Origin of the sequence: Vibrio sp. NH-UV-68, from assembly GCF_042940635.1 — a bacterium.
Classification (GTDB): Bacteria; Pseudomonadota; Gammaproteobacteria; order Enterobacterales; family Vibrionaceae; genus Vibrio; species Vibrio pacinii.
Genome location: NZ_CP134975.1, coordinates 2,502,892 through 2,515,714, shown reverse-complemented (window position 1 = coordinate 2,515,714; position 12,823 = coordinate 2,502,892). Strand labels below are relative to the sequence as shown.

9 protein-coding genes are annotated in these 12,823 nt (G+C 45.5%); 7 read left to right on the top strand and 2 right to left on the bottom strand.

Annotated features, from left to right (window positions below; translation table 11 throughout):
- Positions 1-280: 280 nt before the first annotated feature.
- The 6 genes from secA (at position 281) to ViNHUV68_RS11475 (ending at position 10,254) form a co-directional block, all read left to right on the top strand.
- Positions 281-3,004, top strand: coding sequence for a preprotein translocase subunit SecA (gene secA, locus ViNHUV68_RS11500; protein WP_391088223.1), 2,724 nt, complete (start codon positions 281-283; stop codon positions 3,002-3,004).
- Positions 3,005-3,066: 62 nt separating this feature from the next.
- Positions 3,067-3,465 carry an 8-oxo-dGTP diphosphatase MutT gene (gene mutT / locus ViNHUV68_RS11495; protein ID WP_038174112.1) on the top strand — a complete coding sequence of 133 codons (399 nt, stop codon included), beginning with the start codon at positions 3,067-3,069 and terminating at the stop codon, positions 3,463-3,465.
- Between the two features lie 93 nt (positions 3,466-3,558).
- Positions 3,559-4,368: a 4-hydroxy-tetrahydrodipicolinate reductase gene (gene dapB / locus ViNHUV68_RS11490; protein ID WP_391088221.1), complete on the top strand. Its 810-nt coding sequence runs from the start codon at positions 3,559-3,561 to the stop codon at positions 4,366-4,368.
- Positions 4,369-4,896: 528 nt separating this feature from the next.
- On the top strand, positions 4,897-6,036 hold the full coding sequence (carA, locus tag ViNHUV68_RS11485; RefSeq protein ID WP_038174110.1) for a glutamine-hydrolyzing carbamoyl-phosphate synthase small subunit: 1,140 nt from the start codon (positions 4,897-4,899) through the stop codon (positions 6,034-6,036).
- Positions 6,037-6,052: 16 nt separating this feature from the next.
- A complete protein-coding gene (gene carB / locus ViNHUV68_RS11480) occupies positions 6,053-9,283 on the top strand; it encodes a carbamoyl-phosphate synthase large subunit (RefSeq protein ID WP_038174109.1) in 3,231 nt (1,076 codons plus the stop codon).
- Positions 9,284-9,474: 191 nt separating this feature from the next.
- Positions 9,475-10,254, top strand: coding sequence for a TSUP family transporter (locus tag ViNHUV68_RS11475; protein ID WP_391088218.1), 780 nt, complete (start codon positions 9,475-9,477; stop codon positions 10,252-10,254).
- On the opposite strand, the gene ViNHUV68_RS11470 is transcribed toward ViNHUV68_RS11475, so the two are convergent.
- Together ViNHUV68_RS11470 and grcA are read right to left on the bottom strand one after the other, a co-directional pair.
- Positions 10,181-11,050 carry a LysR family transcriptional regulator gene (locus tag ViNHUV68_RS11470; RefSeq protein ID WP_038174106.1) on the bottom strand — a complete coding sequence of 290 codons (870 nt, stop codon included), beginning with the start codon at positions 11,048-11,050 and terminating at the stop codon, positions 10,181-10,183. The two genes, ViNHUV68_RS11475 and ViNHUV68_RS11470, sit on opposite strands and share 74 nt — an antisense overlap.
- Positions 11,051-11,141: 91 nt before the next feature.
- Positions 11,142-11,519 carry an autonomous glycyl radical cofactor GrcA gene (grcA, locus tag ViNHUV68_RS11465; RefSeq protein WP_038174105.1) on the bottom strand — a complete coding sequence of 126 codons (378 nt, stop codon included), beginning with the start codon at positions 11,517-11,519 and terminating at the stop codon, positions 11,142-11,144.
- 328 nt (positions 11,520-11,847) lie between these two features.
- On the opposite strand from grcA, the gene nfo reads away from it, so the two are divergent.
- Entirely contained in the window at positions 11,848-12,723 is an 876-nt protein-coding gene (nfo, locus tag ViNHUV68_RS11460) for a deoxyribonuclease IV (protein ID WP_391088216.1), read from the top strand.
- Positions 12,724-12,823 lie beyond the last annotated feature (100 nt).

The following is a 12,823-nucleotide window of genomic DNA, read 5'->3' as shown; positions in this document are numbered from 1 at the left end:
ATGGTGTGCAGCGAAGATAGAGCAAAGGATGAATAAACTTTATTATATAACGTCAAAAAATAAAGAATGCTTCAAACAAATCATCATGTTATTGGTTGTTAGGATGAAAATTTCATAAACTACCCACCACTATAATGATATAAGCCTTGAAATTTAACGTTCTCATCTCAATATCTGAGTAAAGTGATTTATCTCAGTATTCTTAGTTCAAAACTGTTAGAGACTGAAGGCATTAAAAGTAGATCGGGCCCGATCTGAATTAAAGAGAGATTCATAGCAAATGATAACTAAGCTACTGACAAAGGTAATTGGCAGTCGCAATGACCGAACACTGCGCCGCTTGAAAAAAATTGTCAAAGAGATTAATAATTACGAGCCTACGTTTGAAGCCCTTTCAGATGAAGAGCTAAAAGCTAAGACCATTGAATTCCGCCAACGCTTAGAGCAAGGCGACACCTTAGATAAGCTTTTACCTGAAGCATTTGCAACGGTACGTGAAGCGTCGAAGCGTGTGTATGGTATGCGTCATTTCGATGTGCAGCTTATTGGTGGTATGGTTCTGAATGCTGGCCAAATCGCAGAGATGCGTACTGGTGAAGGTAAGACCCTAACGGCAACGTTACCTGCTTACTTAAACGCGCTTAAAGGCGCAGTTCACGTCGTGACTGTCAACGACTACCTAGCGAAGCGTGATGCGGAAACTAACCGAGTACTATTTGAATTCTTAGGTATGACGGTCGGCATTAATGTGCCAAATATGCCGCCGCAAGAAAAGAAACAAGCTTATCAGGCGGACATTCTTTACGGTACCAACAACGAATTTGGTTTTGACTACCTACGTGACAACATGGCTTTCCGCACGGAAGATCGCGTCCAGCGTGAGCGTTTCTTTGCCGTAGTGGATGAGGTTGACTCAATCTTAATCGATGAAGCGCGTACACCACTGATTATTTCAGGACCTGCAGAAGACAGCTCTGAGCTTTACGCCCGCATTAACACTTTGATTCCTCTCCTGCAGCAGCAAGATAAAGAAGATTCAGAAGAGTACCGTGGCGACGGTCACTACACCGTTGATGAGAAATCTAAGCAAGTTCACTTGACCGAAACGGGTCAAGAGTTTGTTGAAGATTTGATGGTCAAAAATGGCTTGATGGAAGAGGGAGATACCCTTTATTCACCAACCAACATTAGCCTACTTCACCACGTTAATGCCGCGCTGCGTGCACACGTGTTGTTTGAGAAGAACGTTGATTACATCATCAACGAAGAGGGCGAAGTGGTTATCGTTGACGAACATACCGGTCGTACCATGCCGGGTCGTCGCTGGTCTGAAGGCTTGCATCAAGCGGTGGAAGCAAAAGAAGGCGTTAAGATCCAAAACGAAAACCAAACCTTAGCTTCGATCACTTTCCAGAACTACTTCCGTCTGTATGAAAAACTTTCTGGAATGACAGGTACCGCTGATACAGAAGCCTTCGAGTTCCAGTCGATTTATGGTCTGGAAACCGTGGTTATTCCGACCAACAAACCGATGATCCGTGACGATATGCCGGATGTCGTTTACCGCACCGAAGCAGAAAAGTTTGCGGCGATCATTGAAGATATCAAACAGCGTGTTGAGAAAGGTCAACCAACCTTAGTTGGTACCGTGTCGATTGAAAAATCAGAGCTACTTTCCAATGCACTTAAGCAAGCTAAGATTAAACACAATGTCCTAAACGCGAAGTTCCACGAACGCGAAGCAGAAATTGTTGCTGAAGCGGGCATGCCTGGCGCGGTCACGATCGCAACCAACATGGCGGGTCGTGGTACGGATATTGTGCTTGGTGGTAGCTGGCAAGCGAAAGTCGACATGCTCGACAATCCGACTCAAGAGCAGATCGACGAAATTAAAGCGCAATGGAAAGTTGTTCATGACCAAGTGCTCGAGGCCGGTGGTCTGCATATTATCGGTACTGAGCGTCACGAATCTCGTCGTATCGATAACCAGTTACGTGGTCGTTCTGGCCGACAAGGTGATGCGGGTTCTTCTCGTTTTTACCTATCGATGGAAGACTCACTGCTGCGTATCTTTACTTCGGATCGTATGGCGAGCTTGATCCAAAGTGGTATGGACGAGGGTGAGGCGATTGAATCGAAAATGCTCTCTCGTTCGATTGAGAAAGCGCAACGTAAAGTTGAAGGCCGTAACTTTGATATTCGTAAACAGCTTCTAGAGTACGATGACGTTGCCAACGATCAGCGTAAAGTGGTTTATGAATTGCGTGACGAGTTGATGAGTGCTGATGATATCAGTGAGATGATCGAACACAACCGTCAAGACGTGCTTACTGCTGTGATTGATGAGTACATTGCGCCGCAATCTTTAGAAGATATGTGGGATGTCGAAGGGCTACAAGAGCGTTTGAAGAACGATTTCGATATCGATGCACCGATCAAGCAATGGCTTGAAGAAGATGACAAGCTGTACGAAGAAGCACTGCGTGAGAAAATCCTAGCGACGTCTGTTGAAGTCTACAAACAGAAAGAAGAAGTAGTGGGTGCTCAAGTACTGCGTAACTTCGAAAAATCGGTGATGCTGCAAACGCTCGACTCATTGTGGAAAGAGCACTTGGCCGCCATGGATCATCTTCGTCAAGGTATTCACCTACGTGGTTATGCTCAGAAGAACCCGAAACAAGAGTACAAGCGAGAGTCGTTTGAACTGTTTGAAGGCTTGTTAGAAGCACTGAAAACGGATGTGATTACTATCTTGTCGAAAGTTCGTGTCCAGCAGCAAGAAGAAGTTGAGCGCATGGAAGCTCAACGTCGAGCTCAAGCTGAAGAAGCGGCGCGCCGCGCACAAGCGCAGCACGCTTCGGCTGAAAACCAATTGGCTGATGACGAAGAGTCTCAAGGCGCTCACCAACCTATGGTTCGTGAAGATCGTAAAGTTGGTCGTAATGAGCCTTGCCCGTGTGGTAGCGGCAAAAAATACAAGCAGTGTCACGGTCAAATTAACTAATTAGATCTGTGTCATTAAATATCAAGAGTCGCTTAGGCGGCTCTTTTTTTAAGGAAAAATCGATGAAAAGAGTTCATATCGTCGCGGGTATTATTTTTAATCAAGACAAATCCGAGATCTTTATTACTAAACGACCTGATGATAAGCACAAAGGGGGCTTTTGGGAGTTTCCTGGTGGTAAAGTTGAAGCGGGAGAAACGATTGAACAAGCGATGCGACGCGAGTTAGAAGAAGAGATCGGAATTGTGGTGACTGAGCAAAGTCATTTTGAGCACCTTGAATTTGATTACTCAGATAAGTCGCTAAAATTCGATTTTATCTTGGTGTCACAATTTGACCACCAGCCTTATGGCAAAGAGGGACAACAAGGTCTATGGGTTGAGGTTAAAGCGCTGAAGGACTATGCATTCCCAGAAGCCAACGTACCGATCCTCGAGCGAGTGATAAAAGAGTTTGCTTAACGTCTGGTCACGTCACGTGAATGTTGATAGTTTAGTGATACAAATTGGAATGGCTGCGAAATAGCAGGGATCAAAACAACGGAGAACAATGCAATGGTAAGAATTGCAATTGCAGGTGCGGCAGGTCGTATGGGTCGCAACTTAGTAAAAGCATCATACAATAACGAAAATGCTACCGTGGCCGCTGGCTCTGAGCGTCCAGAATCTTCTTTAGTGGGCGTCGACTTAGGTGAACTATGCGGTGAAGGAAAGTTTGATGTCGTTGTCACCGATGATCTTACCAAAGAGATTGAACAGTTTGATGTGATTATTGATTTCACGGCACCTGTGAGTACCCTTGCGAATCTAGAGCTGTGTCGTCAGCACGGTAAAGCCATTGTAATCGGCACCACTGGGTTTTCTGATCAAGAACGTCAGCACATCGATGCTGTGGCGAAACAAATCCCTGTTGTGATGGCGCCAAACTATTCGGTTGGCGTTAACTTGGTGTTTAAGTTACTCGAAAAAGCGGCGCAAGTGATGGGAGACTATTGTGATGTCGAGATAGTCGAAGCGCACCACAGGTTTAAAGTTGATGCGCCATCAGGCACAGCGATTGGAATGGGTGAGGCGATTGCTGGCGCAATGGGCAATAAACTGAATGATGTGGCGGTTTATTCGCGTGAAGGCATTACGGGTGAACGTAGCAAAGATGAGATAGGTTTTGCCACCATTCGTGCTGGTGACATTATTGGTGAGCACACTGCCATGTTTGCAGATATCGGCGAACGGGTTGAAATTACCCACAAAGCGACAGATCGAATGACATTTGCCAATGGTGCGGTCAAAGCAGCCGTGTGGCTTAACGGTAAACCGGCTGGTTTTTATACCATGACTGACGTTTTGGGCCTAAACGCTCTATAGCGGTTGAGTTTAGTGAGATTTCTTCACGACTAAATGAAATGTCGAATTAGATATTTATGCGCTGGGCTTGCCCGGCGTTTTTTGTATTCTGCCTATTATAGAGGGTGTCGTACTATTAATGAGTGCCTTTGTATGCTGGGTTTTTGTTGTTTGTTTTGGGTGTTAAGGCGTGGTTTTCCATTTAGTGCTGCAAAAAAGTAACTTTTATCTTGGTGTGCAACGATTGCGCAAATGAGTTGACAAAAAGTGTGATCTAGAGTTTGCTGTAGAGGGTCGGTTTTTACTAAAAATCATCTTGATGGCCAGTAGGTCGAGTTAAACTTGTGTTTTTAACGCTTTTGATGCCTTTTTGCTCTTAAGTGTGTTAAATAATAAATTTATTTTCGACTCTCTGTTGACACAAGTCAAAGGCATCATTAGAATACCGCCAATTTGTCTCAAATACCTATTTTCGCGTGTTTATTGCGTTAAGGAAGGCAAATTTGCAGTTAAATTTATTATTTTTGCATTTTTATTCTGGAGGTTGTCTTGAGTAAATCAGCACTGTTAGTCCTAGAAGATGGGACAGTGTTCCACGGTGTTTCCATTGGAGCAGATGGGTCATCCGTTGGTGAAGTAGTTTTTAATACCTCGATGACGGGGTACCAAGAAATCCTCACTGATCCTTCCTATTCCCAACAGATCGTCACCCTTACTTATCCCCACATTGGCAATACCGGTACTAATACCGAAGACGAAGAATCCTCTTCCATCCATGCACAAGGCCTTGTGATCCGCGATCTCCCACTTATCGCTTCTAACTTCCGAAATGAACAATCTCTTTCTGATTACCTAAAGTCGCAAAATATTGTCGGCATTGCAGACATCGATACGCGTAAGCTAACTCGTATTCTGCGTGAAAAGGGTGCGCAAAATGGTTGTATCTTGGCGGGCAATAATCTTGATGAAGCCTTAGCATTAGCAAAAGCGAAAGAGTTCCCTGGATTGAAAGGCATGGATCTGGCGAAAGAAGTCACGACCAAAGAAGCGTATCCATGGAAGCAAGGTTCGTGGACCCTGAAGGGTGGTCTGCCACAAGCGCAAGATGATAGCGAGCTGCCTTATCACGTCGTTGCTTATGACTTTGGCGCAAAGCGCAACATTCTACGCATGCTCGTTGATCGCGGTTGCCGTTTAACGGTTGTTCCTGCTGAAACTTCGGCTGAAGATGTGCTGGCTCTTAACCCAGATGGCATATTCTTATCAAATGGCCCTGGTGACCCAGAACCATGTACTTACGCGATTGAGGCGACTAAAACTTTCCTTGAGAAAGAGCTGCCAATTTTTGGTATCTGCCTTGGTCACCAAATTCTCGCGTTAGCGTCAGGTGCACAAACGGTGAAAATGAAGTTTGGTCACCATGGTGCGAACCATCCGGTCAAAGATTTAGATCGTAATGTTGTCATGATTACTTCGCAAAACCATGGTTTTGCTGCGGATGAAGCGACGTTACCTGAAAACCTTCGCGCCACACACGTTTCACTATTTGATGGCTCTTTACAAGGTATTCACCGTACTGACAAACCAGCATTTAGTTTCCAAGGTCACCCTGAAGCGAGCCCAGGTCCACACGACGCAGCCCCGCTATTTGACCACTTTATCGAACTAATTAAACAACACAGCGCTTAATTCGGAGTAGTAGATAATGCCAAAACGTACTGACATTCAAAGTATTCTAATTCTTGGTGCTGGTCCGATTGTTATCGGTCAGGCATGTGAGTTTGACTACTCTGGCGCCCAAGCATGTAAAGCGCTTCGTGAGGAAGGCTACCGAGTTATTCTGGTGAACTCTAACCCAGCCACTATTATGACTGACCCTGACATGGCCGATGCGACTTACATCGAGCCAATCCAGTGGGAAGTGGTGCGTAAAATTATCGAAAAAGAGCGTCCTGATGCGGTTCTACCGACCATGGGTGGTCAAACTGCGTTGAACTGTGCTCTTGATTTAGAGAAGCATGGAGTTCTTGCCGAGTTCGGTGTTGAGATGATTGGTGCAACGGCTGACGCGATCGATAAAGCAGAAGACCGTTCACGCTTCGATAAAGCAATGAAATCGATTGGTCTTGAATGTCCAACCGCTGATACTGCGAAAACCATGGAAGAAGCGTACAAAGTTTTAGACATGGTTGGCTTCCCTTGTATCATTCGCCCATCGTTCACCATGGGTGGTACGGGTGGCGGTATCGCGTACAACAAAGAAGAATTTGAAGAAATCTGTCGTCGTGGTTTGGATTTATCACCAACCAACGAACTTCTTATCGATGAATCACTTATCGGTTGGAAAGAGTACGAGATGGAAGTGGTTCGTGACAAAAACGATAACTGCATCATCGTATGTGCGATTGAAAACTTTGACCCAATGGGTATTCACACCGGTGACTCAATTACGGTGGCTCCAGCACAAACGCTGACAGACAAAGAATACCAACTAATGCGTAATGCATCATTGGCAGTACTGCGTGAGATTGGTGTTGAAACGGGTGGTTCAAACGTCCAGTTTGGTATCAATCCGAAAGATGGCCGTATGGTTATCATCGAGATGAACCCACGTGTATCTCGTTCTTCGGCACTTGCTTCTAAAGCAACGGGTTTCCCAATCGCTAAGATTGCCGCGAAACTGGCTGTTGGCTTCACGCTAGATGAGCTAATGAATGACATCACTGGCGGCGCAACGCCAGCATCATTCGAACCAACAATCGACTACGTAGTGACTAAGATTCCTCGTTTTAACTTCGAGAAATTTGCTGGAGCTAACGATCGTCTTACGACACAAATGAAGTCGGTTGGCGAAGTGATGGCGATTGGCCGTAACCAACAAGAGTCGCTACAAAAAGCACTGCGTGGCCTAGAAGTTGGCGCGACCGGTTTTGACGAAATGGTAGACTTAGATGCGCCAGATGCTCTAACAACGATTCGTCATGAACTGAAAGAAGCGGGCGCTGATCGTATTTGGTACATTGCTGATGCATTCCGTGCCGGTATGTCGGTCGATGGTGTCTTCAATCTAACCCAAATCGATCGTTGGTTCCTGGTTCAAATTGAAGACATCGTTAAACTAGAGCAACAAGTCAAAGCGAACGGTTTTGCAGGTCTTAACAAAGACTCACTGAATCAGCTTAAACGCAAAGGTTTTGCTGATGCGCGCCTATCTAAGATTCTAGGTGTCGCGGAAAGTGAAATCCGTCGTCTACGTGACCAATACGATATTCACCCGGTCTACAAGCGTGTTGATACGTGTGCGGCTGAGTTCTCTTCAGATACTGCTTATATGTACTCATCTTACGATGAAGAGTGTGAAGCGAATCCAACAGACAAAGACAAGATCATGATCTTGGGCGGCGGTCCAAACCGTATCGGCCAAGGCATTGAGTTTGACTACTGTTGTGTCCACGCATCACTCGCGCTTCGTGAAGATGGCTTTGAGACTATCATGGTTAACTGTAACCCTGAGACAGTTTCAACCGATTACGACACTTCTGACCGTCTGTACTTTGAACCAGTAACTCTGGAAGACGTACTAGCAATCGCTCGTGTTGAGAAGCCAAAAGGCGTTATCGTTCAGTACGGTGGTCAAACACCACTGAAACTGGCTCGTGCTCTTGAAGCTGCTGGTGTACCAATTATTGGTACTAGCCCAGACGCCATTGACCGCGCAGAAGACCGTGAACGTTTCCAAGTTGCTGTTGACCGTCTTGGTCTTCTACAGCCACAAAACGCGACTGTAACAACAATGGAGCAAGCGGTTGAGAAATCTCGCGAAATCGGCTTCCCTCTAGTTGTTCGCCCTTCTTACGTCCTTGGTGGTCGTGCGATGGAAATTGTCTACGACGAGCAAGACCTGCGTCGTTACTTTAACGAAGCGGTAAGCGTATCTAACGAATCACCAGTACTACTTGATAGTTTCCTAGATGACGCTGTTGAAGTCGACGTAGATGCGATTTGTGACGGCGAGCGCGTGGTGATCGGCGGTATCATGGAGCATATCGAGCAAGCGGGTGTTCACTCTGGTGACTCAGCATGTTCTCTTCCTGCCTACACACTAAGCCAAGAAATCCAAGACGTCATGCGCGAGCAAGTTGAAAAGCTAGCGTTTGAGTTGGGTGTTCGTGGCTTGATGAATACCCAGTTTGCAGTTAAGGACAACGAAGTGTACCTCATCGAGGTTAACCCTCGCGCTGCACGTACGGTTCCATTCGTATCGAAAGCAACTGGCGCACCCATTGCTAAGATTGCGGCGCGTGTCATGGCTGGACAATCGCTAGAGTCTCAAGGTTTTACTAAAGAGATCATCCCACCATACTACTCAGTGAAAGAAGTTGTACTTCCATTCAACAAATTCCCTGGCGTAGACCCACTGTTAGGCCCAGAAATGCGCTCTACTGGTGAAGTGATGGGTGTTGGTGCGACGTTCGCTGAAGCATACTCTAAAGCGGAATTGGGTTGTGGCAACATCTACCCAGAAGGTGGTCGTGCACTGCTTTCAGTTCGTGAAGGTGACAAAGAGCGTGTGGTTGACCTAGCATCTAAGCTATCTAAGCTTGGTTACCAGCTAGACGCAACACACGGCACTGCGGTTATCCTTGGCGAAGCGGGTATTAATCCACGCTTGGTCAACAAGGTACACGAAGGTCGTCCTCATATTCTTGACCGTATCAAGAACAATGAGTACACCTATATTGTCAATACCGCAGCTGGTCGTCAGGCAATCGAAGATTCGAAAATCTTACGTCGTGGTGCATTGGCTGAAAAAGTGAACTATACCACTACGCTAAATGCGGCATTCGCGACCTGTATGGCGCACACTGCAGATGCGAAGACGTCAGTTACTTCAGTTCAAGAGCTACACGCAAGAGTTGCTAAAAACGAAGCATAATAATCAGTAGGCTCCATAGATGAGCCTATATGACAACCTCATTGCCCGCTCATCGAGCGGGCTTTTTTTGTTTGATAAACGGTAGAGTATTGATGAATTAAAGGAATTGGTCTCAATCGAACCTTTCGCTAACGGATAGTGTTCTAGGAGTGATAATTTAAGCTTACTTACAGTTAAGCTTATGAAAATAAATGGAACTTTCACTAGATATTCTCACTCTGCTCTTTTTTGTGGCGTCGGTCGCGGGATTTATAGATGCGATGGCAGGCGGCGGAGGGTTATTGACGCTTCCCGCGCTGCTTGCAGCTGGTGTCCCTCCGACACAAGCGCTGGCCACCAATAAGTTGCAAAGCTCATTTGGTAGCTTTTCGGCCAGTTGGTATTTTGTTCGGCGCGGGATTGTGGATCTAAAGTCGCTGCGTTTAGCGATCATTTGTACTTTTATCGGAGCGGCCGTTGGCGCTGAAACGGTCCAGTATATTGACGCCACCCTACTAACGAGCTTAATACCACTACTCTTGATCGCCATCTCGGCGTACTTTTTATTAATGCCTAAAGCTCAAAGTCTCTCGGGTGAGGCAACATTGTCACAAGCCGTGTTCGCCTTCTCTGTCGGTGGCGGGGTAGGTTTTTACGACGGTTTTTTTGGACCGGGAACAGGCTCTATTTTTACCGTCTGCTTTGTTGCTTTGGGGAACTTTTCATTAGTCGATGCCACTGCACGGACCAAGGTTCTCAATTTCACCTCTAACATCGCTGCGCTGTTGTTTTTTATTCTGGCGGGGCTGCCAATTTGGGATCTTGGGTTGGTGATGGCGATTGGTGGCTTTATCGGTGCAAGGTTAGGAGCCAAAGTGGTGATCAGTAGAGGGCAAAAGTGGGTGCGCCCTGTGGTGATTACAATGTCGATGTTAATGGCACTGAAGCTACTTTGGGAACAGCATCAGCCATTACTTCTATCACTGCTTTAATCCTAGGGTTACGCAGTGATGCTGAGCGAACACAGATATGAATAGGTCGATAAAGCGGTTTAATCTGTTCAAAGTGATGGCAATGAGCCGCGTCGATTTTTAATGTTTTAACCACAGATAATGGCACTAAAGCGGGCGCAATACCCGAGAGGGCAAGCTGGGCGGCGGCAGAGTAGGAGTCCATCTGCATTACAGGATACATGTTTAATTTGTCTAAGATCGCCAGTTGATAGGTGTTGGCGGAATTATTGAGATCATTGGTAATGATCGCTTGCGGTAAGCAATCCAAGCGACTAGCCCAAACGACATAAAATGGCTCGTCTAGCAGGTGATACGTGATCAGGCCATGATGAGCTGGTAGGTGACCGGCACAAACACCTAAATGTGCCTTGCCTGATTGAACATGTTCAATGATCCTCGGAGTATGGTTGGTGGTAATCGTGATATGAGGATCGCGCTGAACGTGTTGGCCAAAAATCTCGGATAGATAACCTGCGACCAATGTTTCCGAGCAGTCAAGGCTTAGAATGCTATTATCGACTATCGATTGTTGCTCATAGATAAGTCCGCGTAACTCATTGAATGTTGGACCTATACTTTCAATCAGGTTTATCCCATCCTGAGTCAGTTGGACATTGCGCCCATCTGGAAGGATCAGTTTTTTGCCTAATCTCTTTTCAAGATTAGCGATGCGCTTACTGACTGCCGATTGGCTAATATAGAGTAAACTCCCCGTGCGACTCATCGTTTTCGCTTTACTTAGCACTAATAAGGTTTCTATGCCTTCCAATAGCATCTTTATTGCTCATGAGGTAATTGACTCGGTTACTTTAGCGGATAAAAAAACGGCGCTCAAGGAGCGCCGTCTTCAATCTTGATGCTGAGACTTATAGAGACTCAGTAAAAGTACGAGCGATAACGTCACGTTGTTGCTCTGTCGTCAGTGAGTTAAAACGCACTGCGTAACCTGACACGCGGATGGTTAGCTGTGGGTATTTCTCTGGGTGAGCGACAGCGTCTTCCAGTGTTTCACGTTTAAGCACGTTTACGTTGAGGTGTTGACCACCTTCGATGCGTGGTGCCATTTCGATGGCAACCTCGCGACTTTCGTATTCACCAAGATCGCTCACTGCGATCACTTGGTCAGCTTCAAAGCCAGAGTTGGCTGCAACGCAACGCGCTTCGTTTTTCTCGCTATCAAGTAGCCAGATAGAGTTAAGTAGATCGTCGTTTGCTGCTTTAGTAATTTGAATACCTTGGATCATCACTATCTCCTAGTCCACATTTATGGTTATTTGGTGTTAATTTTCGAATCTTGTTGAGCTACGTAATATATAACGAATATCCCTTATGATAATATTGATTTAAGTCAAAAAACAACCAAAAACATTAAAAAGTTAAAGGTTATTTTGTTGTTTGAAATCAATAAAACATTAAAAAATAACGTCTTTAGAAATTATTTTATATTATAAAAAATAGTTTAATCTATCATTTGTAGTAAATTTACTACAAAACTAGCAGTGAATTTGAAATGAATTGGATAATTCGTTGTAATTAGGTCAGTGAACTGAAAGTCAAAAGTGATTAAATGACATGATGGAAAATTGCACAGGAAATAAATTTATCGGCGCTCATGTTTCTGCGGCTGGTGGCGTTGATCAAGCACCGCTGCGAGCAAAAGAGATTGGCGCGAATGCTTTCGCGCTATTTACTAAAAACCAGCGTCAATGGGTGGCTAAACCACTCGAAGCGGCAGTGATTCTAGCTTTCAAACAGAACTGTGCTAAGCACGGCTTCAGTCGCGAGCAGATCTTGCCGCATGATTCATACTTGATCAATTTAGGGGCGCCTGAACAAGAAAAGCTCGAGAAATCGCGACAGGCATTCATTGATGAGATGCAGCGTTGCCACCAACTTGGCCTGACGCTATTGAATTTTCATCCTGGGAGTCATTTAAACAAGATTTCCGAAAATGAGTGTTTAGCAAAGATCGCAGAGTCGATTAACCTTGCCCATCAAGCGGTTCCTGAAGTGATTGCTGTAATAGAGAATACGGCAGGACAGGGAACCAACTTAGGCTGGCGCTTTGAACACCTCGCTGAGATCATTGACCAGGTCGAAGACAAGTCTAGAGTTGGGGTCTGCATCGATACTTGCCACACTTTTGCCGCAGGGTATGACTTAAGCAGCGCGACGGCTTGTGAGGCTACTTTTGCCGAATTTGAGCGTGTGGTAGGCATGCGCTATTTAAGAGCGATGCACATTAATGATTCAAAAATAGCCTTGGGTGGCAAAGTCGATAGGCATCACTCGCTCGGTCAAGGTGAGATTGGTTGGGACTGTTTTGAATATATTGCTAAAGATCGTCGTTTTGATTCTATCCCTCTGATTTTAGAAACAATTGATCCTGAAATTTGGCCGCAAGAGATCAACAAGCTGCGCCAGTTTCACCTTCAGACGCTGGCGTAATAGCCGTGAAGCGCAAAAGTGGCATCATTTTTTCATGGTAGTGATTGAATCGCACAACATTGAGGATGCCATTATGCCTTTTTCACACTCATACTTCACT

What these genes read in the sequence shown, in the direction of transcription:
- ViNHUV68_RS11475 (WP_391088218.1), top strand. Translation starts at nt 9,475, where the DNA reads ATGGAACTTTCACTAGATATTCTCACTCTGCTCTTTTTTGTGGCGTCG.
- ViNHUV68_RS11470 (WP_038174106.1), bottom strand. Translation starts at nt 11,050, where the DNA reads ATGCTATTGGAAGGCATAGAAACCTTATTAGTGCTAAGTAAAGCGAAA.
- carB (WP_038174109.1), top strand. Translation starts at nt 6,053, where the DNA reads ATGCCAAAACGTACTGACATTCAAAGTATTCTAATTCTTGGTGCTGGT.
- secA (WP_391088223.1), top strand. Translation starts at nt 281, where the DNA reads ATGATAACTAAGCTACTGACAAAGGTAATTGGCAGTCGCAATGACCGA.
- nfo (WP_391088216.1), top strand. Translation starts at nt 11,848, where the DNA reads ATGATGGAAAATTGCACAGGAAATAAATTTATCGGCGCTCATGTTTCT.
- grcA (WP_038174105.1), bottom strand. Translation starts at nt 11,519, where the DNA reads ATGATCCAAGGTATTCAAATTACTAAAGCAGCAAACGACGATCTACTT.
- mutT (WP_038174112.1), top strand. Translation starts at nt 3,067, where the DNA reads ATGAAAAGAGTTCATATCGTCGCGGGTATTATTTTTAATCAAGACAAA.
- dapB (WP_391088221.1), top strand. Translation starts at nt 3,559, where the DNA reads ATGGTAAGAATTGCAATTGCAGGTGCGGCAGGTCGTATGGGTCGCAAC.